General features: G+C 38.7%; 9 protein-coding genes. All 9 read right to left on the minus strand.

Annotation, left to right across the window (positions count from 1 at the left end; genetic code table 11):
* Positions 1–91: 91 nt before the first annotated feature.
* Positions 92–4,933 (minus strand): NAD-glutamate dehydrogenase, encoded by a 4,842-nt coding sequence (locus GQR47_RS02695; protein ID WP_002961899.1) that lies wholly within the window; start codon positions 4,931–4,933, stop codon positions 92–94.
* Between the two features lie 208 nt (positions 4,934–5,141).
* The gene (locus GQR47_RS02700; RefSeq protein ID WP_165723487.1) at positions 5,142–7,463 is read right to left on the minus strand and encodes an MMPL family transporter; all 2,322 of its coding nucleotides are present in this window, start codon (positions 7,461–7,463) and stop codon (positions 5,142–5,144) included.
* Positions 7,463–8,458: a YCF48-related protein gene (locus tag GQR47_RS02705; RefSeq protein ID WP_165723488.1), complete on the minus strand. Its 996-nt coding sequence runs from the start codon at positions 8,456–8,458 to the stop codon at positions 7,463–7,465. Before GQR47_RS02705 ends, GQR47_RS02700 begins: the two co-directional genes overlap by 1 nt.
* Positions 8,459–8,584: 126 nt before the next feature.
* Entirely contained in the window at positions 8,585–9,949 is a 1,365-nt protein-coding gene (locus GQR47_RS02710) for a DUF1329 domain-containing protein (RefSeq protein ID WP_165721954.1), read from the minus strand.
* A gap of 13 nt (positions 9,950–9,962) precedes the next feature.
* Positions 9,963–12,062: a DUF1302 domain-containing protein gene (locus GQR47_RS02715; RefSeq protein ID WP_154903039.1), complete on the minus strand. Its 2,100-nt coding sequence runs from the start codon at positions 12,060–12,062 to the stop codon at positions 9,963–9,965.
* Positions 12,063–12,314: 252 nt separating this feature from the next.
* Positions 12,315–12,536 carry a DUF2835 family protein gene (locus tag GQR47_RS02720; RefSeq protein WP_010552655.1) on the minus strand — a complete coding sequence of 74 codons (222 nt, stop codon included), beginning with the start codon at positions 12,534–12,536 and terminating at the stop codon, positions 12,315–12,317.
* Positions 12,537–15,131 (minus strand): aminopeptidase N, encoded by a 2,595-nt coding sequence (gene pepN / locus GQR47_RS02725; protein ID WP_165723489.1) that lies wholly within the window; start codon positions 15,129–15,131, stop codon positions 12,537–12,539.
* Between the two features lie 47 nt (positions 15,132–15,178).
* The gene (nhaC, locus tag GQR47_RS02730; RefSeq protein WP_182711195.1) at positions 15,179–16,642 is read right to left on the minus strand and encodes a Na+/H+ antiporter NhaC; all 1,464 of its coding nucleotides are present in this window, start codon (positions 16,640–16,642) and stop codon (positions 15,179–15,181) included.
* Between the two features lie 181 nt (positions 16,643–16,823).
* Positions 16,824–18,848, minus strand: a complete 2,025-nt coding sequence (prc, locus tag GQR47_RS02735) for a carboxy terminal-processing peptidase (RefSeq protein ID WP_165723491.1) — start codon at positions 18,846–18,848, stop codon at positions 16,824–16,826.
* Positions 18,849–18,857: the final 9 nt, after the last annotated feature.

The raw sequence follows: 18,857 nt of genomic DNA on the forward strand, positions 1-18,857 counted from the left end.
AAAAAAATACCTCAGACAAGGCTGAGGTATTGTATAACAATTTTAACAATCAGTTATTTATTTACTAAACAATTAACTGATTAAAGCTAAATTATTTTCCCGATGTATCACAATTGTGGCTTAACAACATAAGTTCACGAAGTGCAACCGAGAACTTAGCAAAGTCGTGACTTTGTGATGTTTTAAACTCAGCCAGCATTTGTTTCCAGCGTTGCAGTAATAAATCTTGGCTATCCATCCACTCGTCTATTTGACTATCAACATCGCTCTCATCACCTTCAAAGCTATTTAATACAACTTCAGATAACGTACGTTGCTGCCAATCAAGCTCTTCTCGATAAGACGAGCGAGCAAGTGCTTGCCAATGATTTGCTACTGGTTGCTTAGTTATTTGCTCTAAGAACCAATGCAGACCCATTCTTGCACCTAGTTTAAAGTAAGTATTGGACACCATCGAAATACTCTTACCTGAACTATTCGCAACTTCTGCTAAATCCATCACAGAGAATAAGCTTGATAAAGAAACAATACGATTAGCTATATCTGTTGGAACGCCCGCGTCAATTAACTTATTGGCCTCAATTACAATACGATCATTTTCTTTTTCAATCATATACGTATTTAAGTTATCGCTTAAATCTTTAAAGGTTGGCGCAAAGAATTCAATTCCTTGTTCAATCGTTTGTGACTTATTACGATGACGTAAGAACCAACGCGTTGCTCGGCGCACAGTACGACGAAGTTGGTAAAGCATTTCAGTTTGAACTGCTGCTGGTATTTTATTATCAAGTGCACTAATAGAAGACCATGTTTCACGCATTTCAAATATTTCGCTAGCAATTGAGTAACACATTGCTATCTCAGCTTCATTAGCACCGGTTTCTTCATGCATACGTACCATGAAGTTTAAACCCATATCGTTAACGATACTGTTAGCAAGTTTAGTTGCAATAATTTCTTTACGAAGTGGGTGGTTGTTCATCGCATCGTTAAACTTCTCACGCAATGGACGTGGGAATGACTTAACAAGCAATTGGCGATAGTAAGGGTTTTCAGTAATTTCATCACTTACTAAAGACTCTTTTAATACCATTTTTGCGTAAGACACTAGCACTGAAAGCTCAGGACGAGTTAAGTCTTTACCTGCAGCGGCGCGTTCTGCCAATTCTTCATCACTTGGAATAAATTCGATAGCACGGTTTAACTTGCCTTCTTTTTCAAGCGCATGAATAAAGCGAATCTTTTCTTTGAGCGTTGAAGTTCCTTTAGACTGCGTAATTGAAATAGTATGTGTTTGACGGTAACAGTCTTTTAATACTAATTCAGAAACTTCATCTGTCATTGAGTAAAGTAGCTCATCACGTTGTTTACGTGTTAGGTCACCTTCAGCGACTAAGCCATTAAGTAAAATCTTAATGTTAACTTCGTTATCTGAACAGGCAACACCCCCTACGTTATCAATGAAGTCAGTATTAACACGACCACCTTTAGCTGCAAATTCAACACGACCTAATTGCGTTGCACCTAAGTTACCGCCCTCACCTATTATTTTAGCGCCTAAATCTCTACCATTGATACGTAGTGCATCGTTTGCACGATCCCCTACATCGGCATCAGTTTCTTTAGAGTGTTTAATGTATGTACCAATACCGCCATTCCACAGTAAATCAAACTCCATCATTAATGAGGCTTTCATTAACTCATTTGGTGTCATACTAGCTTTTTTAGTGCCCAACATTTTTTTCATTTCTGGGCTAAGCGTAATTGATTTAGCTGCACGAGAGAACACACCGCCACCGGCAGAAATTAGCTCTTTATTGTAATCTTCCCAAGAAGAACGCGGCATATTAAATAAACGTTCGCGCTCAGGGTAAGATGTAGCAGCATCTGGATTAGGGTCAACAAAAATGTGCATATGGTTAAAGGCGACTTGTAGACGAATATGCTTAGATAACAGCATACCATTACCAAATACATCGCCTGCCATATCGCCAATTGCTACTACTGTAAAGTCGGTAGTTTGACAATCAATATCCATTTCACGGAAATGTCGTTTAACTGACTCCCATGCGCCTTTTGCTGTGATACCCATTTTCTTATGGTCATAACCAACCGAGCCACCAGATGCAAATGCATCACCTAGCCAGAAATTGTATTCGTTAGCAATGCCATTTGCGATATCAGAGAAAGTAGCAGTTCCTTTATCCGCTGCAACTACTAGGTAAGCATCATCTTCATCGTGACGAACAACATCGCGCGCTGGTACTATTTCACCACGCTCAATATTATCAGTAATATCTAAAAGACCACGGATAAAGATTTTATAACACTCTTGGCCTTCTTTAATAAACGCTTCACGCTCAGTCGGTAGTTGTTTACATACAAAGCCACCTTTAGAACCTACAGGTACGATTACAGTATTTTTAACTTGTTGTGCTTTAACTAAGCCAAGTACTTCAGTACGGAAGTCTTCACGACGATCTGACCAACGCAGACCACCACGTGCTACTTTGCCGTAACGTAAATGCACACCTTCTACGCGCGGAGAATAAACAAAAATTTCAAACGCAGGTAAAGGAAGTGGTACATCAGGAATTAAGCTAGGTTGTATTTTAAACGACACATAAGACTTAAACTGTCCGGCATCGTCTTTTTGGAAATAGTTAGTACGCAGCGTCGCAACAATCATATCAACGTATAAACGTATAATACGGTCATCATCAAGGTTTGCTACATTTTCAAGCTCTAAATAAATTTGCGTGCTTAGCTTTTCAAGTGTTTTAGCACTTGCAGGGCTTTTAACTGAGAACTTTTTAGCAAACAAGTTAACAATTTGCGCTGCGATATTTGGATAATTTGCAAATGTACTTTCTATGTAACTTTGTGAGAACGTTACACCAATTTGACGCATGTATTTAGCGTACGCACGTAAAATAGAGGCTTCGCGGCCTGTTAGACCACCCATTAACACTAAACGGTTAAAACCATCGTTTTCAAGGCGGTTGCCCCAAACATTTGTTAATGCAGCACGAAAACGTGCTGAAATTTTATCAAAATCCGCCATCCCTTTGCTGTCAATAAGCATCGAGAAGTCCATGATCCAGTTGATACGACCATCGCTAGTTTTAACTGAGTATGGTGTTTCACCAACAACGCGAAGGCCAAAGTTTTCAAGCATTGGCATAACATCAGATAAGTGAATCGGCTCATCTTTATGGAATAAGCTTAATCGTACAATATTGCTGTTTGCTTCTTCTTGAGGACGGTAAAACAACATTTCTAGTTTGTTTTCATCGCTAAGTAGTTCTAACTTTTCAATATCAACAACCGCAGCACTTGGAAGCACTTCATCTTTGTATGAGCGTGCAAACGCATTACAGTATTTACGATTTAAATCGTTACCACGAGCTTCACCCGCAGACTCTAAAAGTGCAGATTGAAGTTTATCTTCCCACGTACGTGCAGCTTCTACTAAATTGTTTTCGATGTCTTTCACGTTATATTCGATCTTGTTGTCGGTCACACGAACGGTGTAATGAGTACGCGCCAGTGTTGACTCAGAGAAATAAGTAGTAAATTCAACTTTATCGTCAGAATTAAATGCATTAGCTAATATATCTTGCGTTTCACGACGAAGAGCCGTGTTATAACGCTCGCGAGGTACATAAACCATACAAGATAAAAAACGACCATACGCATCTTTACGTACAAACAAGCGACACATATCGCGCTCTTGTACTTGTAACACACCCATAGCAACTTCAAGTAGCTCACCTTCGCGCGCTTGAACTAGCTCATCACGTGGGTAGGTTTCTAAAATATTTAAAACAGCTTTGTAAGCGTGAGTACCTTTAGCAAAATCACACATTTCCATAATGCGATTAATTTTACTTTTTAACACAGGTACATCAGTAGCACTGTTATTGTAAAAGCTTGATGAAAATAAACCGATAAAGCGGTCTTCACCAATTACATTGCCTTCATCGTCAAAACGCTTAATGCCTACATAATCGATGTAAGCTGGACGATGAACACGAGAAACAGAGTTAGTTTTTGTTAAAATCAGTAGGTTGCTGCTACGAGCTTCTTGACGTGCAACTTCAGGTAATTCTGATAATAAGCGAGTGTGTTCTTCAGTCGAGTTTTTCATCAAGCCTAGGCTTGTATCCATTTTACCTTTTAGTTGGTAATCACCTTGAACTGGGCTTAACTCATATTCACGGTAACCCATTAGAGTAAAATTATCTTTAGCTAACCAATCTAAAAACTCAGTTGTTTCTGAAACTTCATCTTTACTTTTATTATGATGACGTTTAGGTAACTCTTTAGTCACTGCAATCAATTTTTTACGGATTGGTTGCCAATCATCAACAGCAACTGATACATCAACAAGCACAGACTCTAATTCTTTTTTGAAAGACTCAATCACAGAAGAATCTGTTTGACGGTCAATTTCAATAAAAAATACTGTTTTAGTAGATGAAGATTCTTGCTCTGCTTTTAAATTTGATAATCCAGAAATTTTAGCGTTTTCATCACGCTTAATTTTTAATGGGCAGTGAAGTAATAAGTGAGAGGCGATATTTTCACGAGTCATGGCCATACGAACAGAATCAACTAAGAACGGCATATCTTTAGTGATAATTTCAACGATTGTATGTGATGACTGCCAGCCATCTTTTGCCACTTCTGGATTGAAAACGCGGATAACAGCGTCGTCAGTAGTATTTTTTTCTAGCGAGTTCCAAAGGCTTAATGCTGCGCCATATAGGTCACTATCGTTGCGGTTTGCCAAATCCTCTTTAGACATATTGCTGTACAAGGCTTTGGCGAATTTCTCAACGAGTAACACATTATCAGCGCGAACTTTTTTCTGGATCAGCTTACAGACATTATCTAGGATAACCGAGGCTTGGCCTTCATTTCGTGTCATTGTATGTTCCTTAATCTATTACTGCTAAAAGCAGAATATTTGTACAGCGTATTATTAGCGTGGAGTCAGTTAAATTCTAACCCTTTTACAGCTAATAAACAGCCTTTTCGATGAAAACATTTTAAGCATTTCAGCTATTTGGTCATCTATTCACAAAATATAGATATAAATGGCCATTACTGGCCATTTAGGAGCAAAAGTATTCACATTATTTTTTCTGGTCAGTCCAGAGAAGGCTACCAATTGCGGGTAATAACAACACTGCACCTAACATATTCACTAAAAACATGAAGGTTAATAGTATACCCATATCAACTTGGAATTTAAGATCTGAGAATATCCAAGTGCTCACACCAATAGCTAATGTAATACCAGTAAATAGAACCGCGCTGCCACGCTCAACAAGCGCATTTCGATAAGCAACACTAAGCGGTACGTTTTGCTTAAGCTGCCCCATCATCGACGACAGTATATAAATACCGTAATCAACACCAATACCTACACCTAATGCAATTACAGGTAAAGTAGAAACTGTTAAGCCTATTTCCAGCTGTACCATAAGTGCTTGGGCAAGGGTTGATACAATATAAAGCGGTAATACCACGGCTACTGTTGCTTTTACGCTTCTAAAGCTCATTAAACATAAAATAATAACGGCACCATAAACGTAAAGCATCATGGGTATTTGTGCTTCTGATACAGACTCATTAGTAGCTGCCATTACGCCCACAGGTCCTGACGCTAATTTAAATGCTAGTTTTTCAGTGCCCTCTTCTTGGGCAAATTGCTTAACACTCTTAATTACGGTATCGATAGTTTGTGCTTTATGATCATCTAAGAATATAATCACTGGCATAACTGAACAATCACCGTTAAGTAAGCCTGTACTAGTTTCAACTCGAGACGTTGACTGTACTAAGCTTGCTGAATTTCGTGGCAAACTCTGCCATTTTAAATTGCCTTCGTTGTAGCCCGCGTTAACCGATTGAGCTACAGAGCTCAAACTTACAGCAGACTGCACACCGGCCACATTCTCAACTTTGTATTGAAAACGGCTTATACGCTCCATCACATCATGCTCAGTACATGCTGCAGGATACGCCTCTACAATTACTTTTAAAATATCAGACGAGATAGTGTACTTATCCGAAATTAAAAACGTGTCTTGGTTATAACGGGCATCTTGATGCAGAGATGGCGCGCCTGCGTGTAAGTCACCTATACGCATTTTATCTGCTTGCCAGTATCCTAGAGCAAATAAAACAAGGGTAAAACCGATAATCATTTTAGCGATTTTAGGATCGGTTGCTTTTACTAAAATGTCTCTGATCTTATCAAGTATATTAGGCTTCTCAGCATCACCAGATTGAATATGTACACTGTTTTCAAAGTTCATGTACGACGCCCAAACTGGCAGCAAAATTAAATTTGTAAATATAATTACTGCTACACCTAAACTCGCTGTAATAGCAAGTTCGCGAATAATACCAATATCAATAGTAAGTAATGTTAAAAAGCCTACGGTATCTGAAAGCAGTGCAATACCACCAGGTATTAATAAAGCCCTGAAACTTGACTGACAACAAATTCGCGTACTTTTTCCTTCACCTACTGTTTTGCCAATAGCATTAATCATCTGCACACCATGGCTTACACCTATAGCAAAGACTAAAAACGGCACCAAAATAGACATAGGGTCTAGTCCAAACCCTAAACTTGAAAGCAGGCCTAATTGCCAAATAACGGCAATAATAGAACACGCGATAGGCAAAATAGTTAGCTTTAAACTGCCACAAAATAGCCAAACCATAATAAAGGTAAAGGCGATAGCAATGGCAAAAAATACGACTACCCCTTTTGCGCCTTCAGCTATATCACCAGCCATTTTTGCAAAGCCAATAATATGAATACTTACTTTGTCTGTACTTAAAGGCTCTCTTAAATCACTTTCTAGTTTTTGTGCAAAAGCTAATGTGTCTAATTTTTGTTGTGTTTGGGGATCTGTTTCTAAAAGTTGAGCCGTTACCATTGCACACGAGTAATCGCTGGCAATCATACGCCCTACAACTTTTGCTTTTTCAATGTTTTCCTTTACTACACCTAATCCACGCGTATCAGCTTTAAAGTTTGCAGGAATAATTGGACCACCGGCAAAGCCATCTTCTACTACTTCTACAAAGCGAGCACTAGGTGAAAATATAGAATTCACTAAAGGACGATTTACACCAGGAATAAAATAAAGCTGATCGTGAACCGCTTTTAATTGAGTAAAAAATTCTGGATTAAATATATCTCCGCTGTCGTCACATACTGAAATTAAAATACTGTTTGCACCACCAAACTGTTTTTCATGTTTAGTGTATACCTTCATGTAATCGTGATTTAACGGGATATTTTTATTAAACGATGCATCAAGTTGAATTTGAGTCGCTTTAAATACAAGTAAACAGGTTATAAGTGCAAAACTTATAAGCATAATTAAGCGATGTCTAAAAATCGCCTTTTCAATAAAATCGAGTAACTTATGCATTAAGGGGTTAACTCCTTCACTTTAATGCCATCTTCTGTAGCCATGATCAATCTGTTATCTAAAATTACACCATCAAGAATCGCTTTACCGTCAGCAAGCTGCTCATGGGTGAGTAACCCATCTTGAAGATGAAAAATAACGCCACTATTAGCGAGCATGAGCCATTGTTTGTTATTATAATTAATGATGTTGTTAATCGTCGCTGTTTTAACATTTTCAAAATGCTGCCACTGCTTTTCGCCACTTTGCTTTGCAAAAACATTACCTCGTAGCCCCGCCACAATTTCTTGAATGCTATCAGAGGCAACTGCAAAGAATGAACCGGGATAAACTTCTTCTATTCTTTGCCAAGTTTGACCATCGTCAATGCTTCTGGCCATTAAACCCATTTCACCAACGAGCATTAATCCATTGTCTGTTTTTTCTATACGATTAAAGTGCGGTAAAATAGAAGCAGTTTCCGCTTCATATCCTTGTGGGTCATTTTCTTTTAAATCGTTTAAGTAATCACGATCATCACTAAAAAGTAGCGAATCTAAAAAGCGTTTTTGCCAATGTTGACCACCGTCTGCAGTTTGATAAAACATGCCATATGCGCCCACTGCAAAACCTTTTAAGTCATCTTCAAATAAAATATCTAAACATGGTTTGTCTAATTCAGGTAATGCTTGTTGTAGCTGCCAATTAACGCCACCGTCAGTAGTATTTATGATTGTTGCATCGTGGCCACACGCCCATCCATTATTTTCGTTACTAAAATCAACGGCAGTTAAGAGCACTTGAGTTGGAACTAGCTCAGCTTGTTGCCATGAATCACCCGATGTACTTTTAATAACAGTACCGTGTTTACCAACAGCAATTAAGCCATTACCCGTGTTAGTTATATCGGTGAGTAAGGTTTTAGCTGCATTTGTTGCACTGATTGCATAGTTAGGGGCTTCTTGTGCAACACTCGCACCGCTTATTATCAGGCTGGCATATACCAAATACTTCATAAATTTTAATCGCCTTGTACGAGAGAGTTGTTTGTCTTTTTACTAGGGATTGCGTTGCGCGCTGTAAGACAAACGCGATGAGAAAGGAAAAGGCACTTAACATATTGTTAAGTGCCTAGTTTAATACTATCTACCTGCGCGACGTAAAGCGCTTGAAGTAAATTCGTTATCGTTAAACGACTGTGAAAAATCGTACATTTTTTCTTGGTTATCTAAACCAATTGCTAAATAACGACGAGAATTCAAATCATGATAAACCTCAAGGGTACTCCACTGTGTAGGAACTTCGTAATAGTTAAGGCCATAAGCCATGGCTACACGGTAAAGTTGGTCGCGGTTATCATAAATATCAGTTACCTGTACTTGCCAGCTATCTTCATCAATGTAAAACACACGCTTTTTATAGATATGGCGTGTATCATCTTTTAAGTTAGCTTCAACAACCCAAACACGATGTTTTTCGTAACGTGTATGTTCTGGGTTAATATGGCCAGGCATTAAAATATCATCGTACTCTAGCTTGTCGCTATGAAGTTTATAGCTGTTGTAAGGTATGTATAACTCTTGCTTACCTTTTAGCGTCCAGTTGTAACGATTTGGTGAGCCATTAAACATATCAAAATCATCGGTAGTGCGCAGGCTATCTGCAGCTGTGCCTGGTGCATCATATGCAACATTAGGTGCACGACGAACACGACGTTGCCCCGAGTTATAAGTCCATGCTTGGCGCGGCGTTAATATTTGGTCCATTGTTTCATGAACTAATAATGCAGTACCCGCTAAACGTGCAGGCTCTGTAACGCTTTGTTTAAACTTAAACAAAATGTTTGAGTCTTGTAGCTCTGCTGGTGTAGCGCTTGGATCTGAGTATTTAACTAATAGCTGCTCATCAAAACCAACATAGTTGTAAGAGCCAGATGCAGTCGGTGCAGCTTGACCACCAAAGCGCTCAATAGACTGGCCACGGTAACGTAATAAGTGATTCCAAATTGCCTCTAAACCTGTTTTAGGAATAGGGAAAGGAATACCTATCGCGGTATTTTTAATACCGTTACCGCCTTCGATTAATTCAGCAGTCGGTGCAAACTTTTTAGTCGCGTCATAAACAAACTGAGGGTACGAAGCTGAGCGGCGTGTTTCATACACTGGCATTTTAAATGTGTCTGGGTATGCTTCAAATAAAGCAATTTGACCCGGACTTAAATTGGCTTTGTACTTTTCAATATTACTTTTATCGATAGTGAAAAGCACTTTATCAGCTGTAAATGGGTCAAGATGATGCATACCAGCTTCATAACCTGCAGGCGCTGTTGTAATTCCATTATTCCACGCTGGAATAGAACCATCAGCATTCGCAGCTTTTTCTGCACCCATTGGCGTTAAGTTTTGACCTAATTGAGCAACTTCATCAGCGTTTAATTTAGCCAAGGCTGCGCTGCTTGCAAACAAACTACAAAATGCTGTAGCGATGAGGGTAGGTTTTTTAATCATAGTAATGTTACCCCTAAATAGAATATTTTAAGTTAAAAGAAACGTAATCGCGGTCTGAGAATGTATTAACACCGCCACCGCCCCAAAACGAGTTATAGCTCACATCAAGTGACCACGCATTTTGGTAGTTAAAGTTCATCGTAGCACCTAAAGATTTACGATCTTCGATAAATAAGAACATAGGATCTGGTGTATTACCGTTTACGTCATGAGAAAATACAAAACGTGGTGAAAAGTTAATACCTTTGTAAAAGTTGAAGTAATCGCCTTTCGCAATTAGGCGGTAACCCCAAGACGATGCTGTAGCGAATGATTTCTCTTCAGCGCCATTTGAAAGACCAAGTTGCAATGTTGAATAATCAGTAGTACCTGGGCCTGTTATTGTGCCACTACGGCCAGTGCCTGATACATTTAAACGCATTTCGTCATAGCCAGGCATATCGTGAATTTTAACTACACCCACTTCACCAACTACAGCCCAGCTATCAGCACCTAATGAAGGACCAAATAAATGTGTTGCTGTAAATTGAATTTGTGATGTATCACGTTCAATGTAGCCTTTGGCAACTTCACCTGCACCAACTGAGCTTACCGCATCGCCTATACTCATTTGCGAAATACCCGCAAAATCAGGACGAATACCAGCAACCGCCAATTGCTCAGGCATAGCTGTGTAAAGTAACTCTACGTCATCAATTTGTAGCGGTTCATCTTGGCGAAAAGCAAATTCACCCGCGAAGGCTGTTTCGCCAATAGTCGTATTAAAACTTAAACCATATAACTTAATATCTTCAGGGTATTCGTTTTCAGCTTTAGAAAAAGCAGTTAAATCAGCAACATTATCTGACGTGATTTCTGTTGTCATGATCATCGCTAAATCTTGGGCAATTGCAGCTTGTGAAAAGTTTGATACGCGACCAGATATAAGCGGACGACGGCTATGATAATTCACGTGATAGAGTGCAATTTCAGTATCATTAAATTCAGGTAAAAATACACCTAAACGTAAACCATACTGACCGCCATCTTCAGGCTCTGTTTTACCATTATCTCCTTTACCTTTTAAAGCAACTTTAGTTGGGTATGCAAGATACATTTGAGCTAATAAAGCACTTCCTTCTGCACTTGAAGGATCAATACCTTGTGCTGCTGCGGCCAATGCAAAATCAGATGTTAAGTTATTCAGGCTATCTGTTAAAAAAGCGACATCAATATCAGGATTAGACGTAAAACCTAATTGAACATTCTGCTGATAACCATTTTCTGCTGCAAAGTCATTAGTCGAAAAATACGTACCAGCTGCTGGTAAACGCGTTTCTTGCCATTGGTATTGGTAGAAACCTTCAAGGGTAATGTTGTCAGTAATGCCAAGCGATGCCCAAAGCATGCCTACAGGTATGAATGCTTCTTTAAGCTCAGCACCTGGCGCTTTCAATCGGTCAATATCAACTGGGTTTACGTTAATACCATGAGATATAAGTGTACTCTCACCCCAGTTAACTACTTGTTGACCTAAACGGACAGATAAAGGGTTATTACCATCATTTAAATCAAAATCAGCCCACACAAACGCATCTAATAAACGAATATCTGCACAGCTTTGCGCTTTAGTGTCTTTATCATCACACGGATCAACCCCCTGCCCTGATGTAGGATTTGAATATGCATGATAGCCATCCATCAACGCAAAGTCATAAAAATACATGAAGCGAGTGAACAAACCGTAGTTATCTTTATTTATTGAAAGGTCGTGTGTTCCCTTCAAAAGTTTTGAAAATGAGTCACCACTGTCAAAATTTAAATTACCAGCATCACCATTATTTGAATAAGAGCCAGGTTGAGCCCATACATCTTGAGATGAGTAAATAGTGTTGTTTAGCGCAGGGTTGTAACCTGTCCAATCAAATGCCGGATTGTTACTTTTACCAATTAGGCTAAAGTCTCTGTCTTCTACGCGAACACTTTGCCCATATGAAAAGGTTGAATCGAAGGTAATGTCAAAACCTCCAGCTTCAAATGTTACAGCTTGTGTACTTGCTGCAGATAAACCTAAGCTAGCGGCTGCTATACCTATAGCGATTCTATTTTTAACAAAAAGCGATCTTCTTATCATTTTGGTTCCCCCCTGTCGCGGGTCATTTTGTGTGATCAAGTTATTGTTTTTAGTGTAATCATAACGATAGAAGCGAATCAGTGAAATTACAAATACTCGCTCTAATCTTCCGTATACTTTATATTTTGGTTGACGCTTACGTATTGGTAAGACGTCGTACCAGATAATTTATACACGTAATTTAACAATAGGACAAATTGAAATTAACAAAAATACAATATTTTTATGTATATATAACATAAAAACCGAGTGTCAGGCCACTCGCTCTAGGCGGATAAACTTGTTTTCGGGGGTTAATAAGAGTCTAAAACGGCCACGTACACCTAAACTTGAAATGAAGGGCCTCAAATGTGTAGCAGCAAAACGAATCGTTTTACCGCCATCTTCTACAACTTGTAAAGAGCTAAAACGGCCATGGTAGTAATCCATGCACTCGTTATAGCTCAATCTTAAGGTAAAATAATACTCAATCATTTATGCGAGCGCTTTTTCAACCTTTTCATACAAATCAGCACTTAGTCCATCTAGATTAGCTAAGCGTTGTAATTGCAGTTTCATTGCTTGAGAGCGAACATCATCGTAACGCTTCCATGACATGAACGGTGTTAGCATACGAGACGCATTTTGTGGATTAATTGCATTAAGTTTTATTAACAAGTCACCTAATAACGTATAGCCTTGGGCATCTGAGCGATGAAATTGTGCTGTATTAAAGTGACTAAAGCTTCCTACAAGTGCACGGACACGGTTCGGGTTTGAAAAATCAAAACACGGATGTTCGTAAAGTGCCTTAATATTATCTATAGCTTTATTGCCTGACTGCATAGCTTGCAGTGCAAACCACTTATCCATCACTAAAACATCATGGCGCCATTGACTATCAAAATGACTCAAAAGCTCATCTTGTATAGGGTGGGATGCTTTTACCACTGCGCTTAGTGCACCAAGTACATTGGTCATATTAGTCGAACTTGCGGCTTCTTTAATAAAGCTTACAGCCTCTGGCTTTTGAGTTTTAGCCAAATAATGCAAGCATGTTTGTTTTAAAGCGCGCTTAGCAACGGAGCTTGCACTTATACTGCCATCATCTTCAAGAGATTCGTAACAAGCAAGCAGTTCATCAGCAAGTTCGTCAGCAATTTGTTGCTCATACTTTTCTGTTATTTCAATAATCTCATCTACAGGTATTACTTCAAATTCAGCGGCTAATGTATCAAAACTTGGCAGTTTAAACAGCTCTGCAATTAAAGCTAAATCGCCCTCTTTGGTGTTTATAAGTACACGTAGCGCATTTATAGTTTCACTGCTTAACACGCTATTAGTTGTGTCGGTAATCTGAGATTTAATCGCTTTAATAAATAGCTGCTGTTGTGCATCCCAACGTGAAAAATCACTGCGTGCAAAACGCATAATATGTAATAGTTCGGGCTCTGTTGTTTGCTGATTTAAAATACAAGGTGCAGAAAAATCTTCGAGTAAAACCGCAACGGGCTTTTCTAAGATATTATCAAAGCTAAATGTTTGAGTCGTACTTGTTACATCAAGCACATGATCTAGTTTTTTACCTTTGTATTGCAGAGCAATACTTTCCCCATTCGCATCAAGTAGTTCAATAGCAAAAGGTATATGAAGTGGTTTATTGTCTGGCTGATTGTCCGGTGCTGCTTGTTCTATTGTTAATGTATACGTATTTGAACTGCTATCAAAATGTTGTATTGCATTTAAGCGCGGGGTACCCGATTGGCTATACCACAGCTTAAACTGCTCTAAATTAACACCTGATGCATCGCTCATTGCACTGACAAAGTCATCACATGTTACTGCTTGCCCATCGTGGCGCTCAAAGTAAAGTGTCATCCCTTTTTGAAAATTAGTTTCACCCAGTAACGTGTGCATCATACGGATAACTTCAGCACCTTTATCGTATACTGTTACAGTATAAAAGTTATTCATTTCAATAACTTTTTCAGGACGAATTGGATGCGCCATAGGGCCTGCATCTTCGCTAAACTGATGCGTACGCATTACTTTAACTGCATCAATTCGGTTAAGTGCACGAGAACCTAAATCACTACTAAACTCTTGGTCTCTAAATACAGTTAATCCTTCTTTTAGCGATAATTGAAACCAATCTCTACAAGTAACTCGGTTACCTGTCCAGTTATGAAAATATTCGTGCCCTACAATGGATTCAATCGTATGGTAGTCTTTGTCTGTCGCTGTTTCTTGATTGGCTAATACACATTTACTATTAAAAACGTTTAGCCCTTTATTTTCCATCGCGCCCATGTTGAAAAAATCGACGGCTACAATCATATAAATATCAAGGTCATACTCTAAATTAAAGCGTTCTTCATCCCATTGCATTGCTTTTTTAAGTGAAGCAATAGCATGAGGTGTTTTAGATAAATTACCCTTATCAACAAATAATGCTAACTCTACGTCTTTACCGCTTTTAGTCGTGTAGGTATCTTTCAAAACATCAAAATCGCCCGCCACAAGTGCAAATAAATAGCTCGGCTTTTTAAATGGGTCTTGCCATTTCACAAAATGACGACCATCTGATGTTTCACCGCTATCTACTTGATTACCATTAGAAAGAAGTTGTAGATACTTTTTATCCGCAATAATAGTTACATCAAACGTGGCAAGTACGTCAGGGCGATCCATGTAATAGGTGATTTTTCTAAACCCCTGCGCTTCGCACTGTGTGCAATACGCACCGCCCGATAAATATAAACCTTCTAAAGAAGTATTCGTCTCAGGTGATATCTCGGTCACAATACTTAATTGGCAACTATCCGGTAGGTTATTAATTATTAGCTGCTCACCAACAATTTCATAATCCGTTATATCAACTGTATCAACAGATAAAGACAGTAAACGCAAATCAATACCATCAAGCACTAAAGGTGCTTTTTTATCACCAACTCGGGTAAGTGTTAGTAAAGAGCTTACTTTGGTTGATAAAGGCTGTAAGTCAAATGTTAGCTCTGTGTGGTCAATTAGAAAGTCAGGAGCTTTATAGTCTTTAAGATATTGTGCTTGGGGTTTACTTGATTCAGTCATAGATACTCCAAAGCAGCTCCTTTTAAGTTAAAAGGAGCTGCTTAAAATTAGGCAAATTGTTTTGGCTTAATACGTAAAATTTTAATGCCTAAGTAGGCATAAACAACCGCTAAAACAGGGTTAATTAAGTTAAAGAAAGCGTAGAGTGCATAATCAAAAGGGTTTATAAGTAAAACGCTTTGCATGTATGCGCCACACGTATTCCATGGAATTAGTGGGCTAGTAATTGTACCGCCATCTTCCAATGTACGAGATAAGTTAACAGGCTTCAAACCACGTTTTTCGTATTCATCTTTAAACATACGTCCCGGTACAACAATCGCTATATATTGATCGGCCGCTATTACGTTAGTTCCTATACACGTAGCTATTGTCGCCGCAATTAACGACCCCGTGCTTTTAGCTATTTTAAGTATGCTTTTTACAAAAATATCCAAAAGACCTGTTTTTTCCATAATGGCACCAAACATCAGTGCAGTCATAATCAGCCATGTAGTTGTAAGCATACCGGCCATACCGCCACCGCTGAGTAAGGAATCCATCTTATCATCGCCGGTACTTATGCTAAAACCATCAAAGAAAGTAGTCCAAACAAGTTTAAAGTAGCCAACTAGCTGTCCTTGAGAAACATCAATTTGGCTAGCAATTAGATCAGACTGAAACAACATAGCCCAAACAGCGCCCACAACAGCACCAATTGAGATAGCAGGAAATGCTGGCATTTTTTTAATAGCTAAAACTAAAAGTACGATTAACGGGATCAGCATTTCAAAACCAATATTAAAGTTTTGCTGTAAAATAGCCGTTATTTCATCAATGCGCCCTGCTTCGCTTGAAGCTGTTGCATTAAACCCCATGAATATAAATATAATCAGTGCAATTACAAAACTTGGTACTGTCGTCCACAGCATATGTTGAATATGCTCAAACAAATCAGCGCCAACAACTGCTGGTGCCAGATTGGTTGTTTCTGACAGCGGGCTTAGCTTATCACCAAAGTATGCACCAGATATAACTGCACCTGCGGTTACTGTTTGCTCAAGTCCAAGACCCGTAGCAACACCTAATAAAGCAACACCTATCGTAGCAGCTGTGGTCCAAGAACTACCAATACTCATTGCTACAATGCCACAAATTAAACAACTCGCTGCATAAAACCAACTTGGATTGATAACTTGTAAGCCATAATAAATTAGAGTTGGTACAGTCCCAGAAAGTAGCCAAGTACCAATTAATGCACCTACCATAAGTAAAATTAAAATAGCACCAAGTGAAAGCGTTATGCCTTCGATCATAGCTTGTTCTAATTTTTTCCATGTGTAACCGTTTTTAAGACCAATTAAAGCCGCTGCAAAAGTGGCAAATAAAAGTGCTATTTGGTTAGGACCGGATGAAGAGTTGTCACCGAATAAGTATACAGCCGCACCAAGTAAACAGATTAATACAGAGATAGGAATTAATGCATCAAAAAACGAGGCGGGTTTGATTGGTTTATCTTCCAATGGCTTCAAAATAGAGACTCCTACACACACTTGCTGTGTGTTTAATTATTATTTTTAGCACGTAAAGCGCATTAATTGAGCGTCATTAATTCAGCTCAACTTTATGTAATCGAAGATTATAACAATTTAGTAAATTTTAGGTAGTAAAAAAGGCGCCAATGCGCCTTTTTTACAGAGGTAAAACCAGTTATTACTTCTTAGCTATACGACCATAATTTATATAATCTTGAGTAATTAATGCAGCCTCTTCCAAAAATGGGTCAAGCTCTTCAATTACTTCTGGTATATCGTCTAAGTTTTCTACCGGATCTTTACCTAAACGCTTAAGACGTTCGTTAGTACGTACAAGTGCACGTGCTTCACCTTCGTCTTTTTCTTTAATACGGTCTGCTTCAACTAAAGAGATAGTTTTACGGTCTTTCTCTTCGTTGTATAAGGTAATGTCATTAAATACATAACCAAATTCTGGCTCTGATTTAATTCGTACTTCGTGTTGTTTTTCAAGGTACGTAATAATAGGGGTTAAATTACCTAGTTTTTTATATTTCGCTTTAACAATGCTGTCCCAAGGAAGTGCATTATCTTGCTTACTTTCGCCCCACTGTGCAGGATCAATTGCTGATGGAAACGAAATATCAGGGATAACACCTTTATGTTGCGTGCTACCACCGTTAATACGATAAAACTTAGCAATAGTATACTGTACACTACCTAACGCATTATCGTATAGGTCATAAGCACGGCCTAAGCCTTTGTGCTGCTGTACAGTACCCTTACCAAATGTTTGCTCACCAATAATTACAGCGCGACCGTAATCTTGCATTGCTGCTGCGAATATTTCAGAAGCAGATGCACTGTAACGATCAACTAACACAGTTAAAGGGCCGTCATAGTAAGTTATACCATCACGATCTTTTTGCTCTTCTATACGGTTATTTAAGGTATGAATTTGAACAACTGGGCCTTGGTCAAAAAATAAACCTGACAATTGTGTTGCTTCATATAATGAACCACCACCATTTTGGCGCAAGTCGATAATAATACCATCAACCTTTTCTTCTTTAAGCTTAGCAAGTTCTACTTTTACATCTTTCGAAAGATTATTGTAAAAGCCAGGAATTTCAATCACCCCAATTTTACTTGTTAAATCAGAATATTTTGCTTCAAATACTTCTGATTTAGCCGCTCTATCTTCAAGTCGAATTTTATCGCGAGTGATTTCTACAACTTTCGGAGCGCCGTGAGCATCAACACCTTTTAAATACTGTAAACGTACTTTAGTCCCTTTAGGACCTTTAATTAAATCAACTACGTCATCTAAACGCCAGCCAATTACATCTACAAACTCTTCGCCATCTTGAGCAACACCTATAATGCGATCATCAGCTTTAATTTGATCTGTTTTATCTGCAGGGCCTCCCGGCACTAAGCTGCGAATAACGGTGTAATCTTCATCAGGGCTTAATACGGCACCAATGCCCTCAAGCTCTAAGTCCATATCCATTTTGAATTGCTCTGCACGACGTGGCGATAAATAAGACGTATGCGCCTCAATACTGCGTGCTAGCGAATTCATAACAATTTGAAAAGCATCTTCTGAATTTGATTGTACTAAACGTTTTTCTGCATTTTTGTAGCGTTTGGTCAGCACCTCTTTAATGCCTTCCCAATCTTTACCCGTCATTTTTAAACGCAGTGCGTCGTACTTTACACGCTCACGCCAAATTTCATCAAGCTCAGCTTGTGACGCAGGCCATGCTGAATCTTCACGGTCAAAAAAGTATTCATCTTCTTTATCAAACGTCATCTCTTTTTCAAGCAGAGTAAGTGAATACTCGTAACGTTCAAAACGGCGTTTAAGACTTAAGTTAAAAATATCAAACGTAAAGTCTAATTTACCGGTAGTAATAGCGTTATCAAAGTCATCACGATATTGCTCAAATGAGGCTATATCGCTGGCTAAGAAAACGCTTTTATTAAAATCAAGGGATTCGATATAACGATCGTACACTTTACTAGAAAGCTCATCGTTAAATTGAACCGGTGTATAGTGTGAACGAGCAAATAAGCTAGCCACTCGTTTGCTAGCAGTACCATGTTGACTCTCTTGCTTGAGCTGGGGTAAATCGTCAATAGTGACGGCTTCTACAGCAGCAAATAATGAACCTGAAAACAGGGCAGCAACTAACGGAATGAGCGTAAACTTTTTACTCATACACAACTC

It is taken from the genome of Pseudoalteromonas sp. Z1A2 (assembly GCF_011378755.1).
In the GTDB taxonomy this organism is placed as follows: Bacteria; Pseudomonadota; Gammaproteobacteria; order Enterobacterales; family Alteromonadaceae; genus Pseudoalteromonas; species Pseudoalteromonas distincta.

Excerpts from the sequence above, each read along its gene's own strand:
- GQR47_RS02695 (WP_002961899.1), bottom strand. The coding sequence starts at position 4,933 with ATGACACGAAATGAAGGCCAAGCCTCGGTTATCCTAGATAATGTCTGT.
- GQR47_RS02700 (WP_165723487.1), bottom strand. The coding sequence starts at position 7,463 with ATGCATAAGTTACTCGATTTTATTGAAAAGGCGATTTTTAGACATCGC.
- GQR47_RS02705 (WP_165723488.1), bottom strand. The coding sequence starts at position 8,458 with ATGAAGTATTTGGTATATGCCAGCCTGATAATAAGCGGTGCGAGTGTT.
- GQR47_RS02710 (WP_165721954.1), bottom strand. The coding sequence starts at position 9,949 with ATGATTAAAAAACCTACCCTCATCGCTACAGCATTTTGTAGTTTGTTT.
- GQR47_RS02715 (WP_154903039.1), bottom strand. The coding sequence starts at position 12,062 with ATGATAAGAAGATCGCTTTTTGTTAAAAATAGAATCGCTATAGGTATA.
- GQR47_RS02720 (WP_010552655.1), bottom strand. The coding sequence starts at position 12,536 with ATGATTGAGTATTATTTTACCTTAAGATTGAGCTATAACGAGTGCATG.
- pepN (WP_165723489.1), bottom strand. The coding sequence starts at position 15,131 with ATGACTGAATCAAGTAAACCCCAAGCACAATATCTTAAAGACTATAAA.
- prc (WP_165723491.1), bottom strand. The coding sequence starts at position 18,848 with ATGAGTAAAAAGTTTACGCTCATTCCGTTAGTTGCTGCCCTGTTTTCA.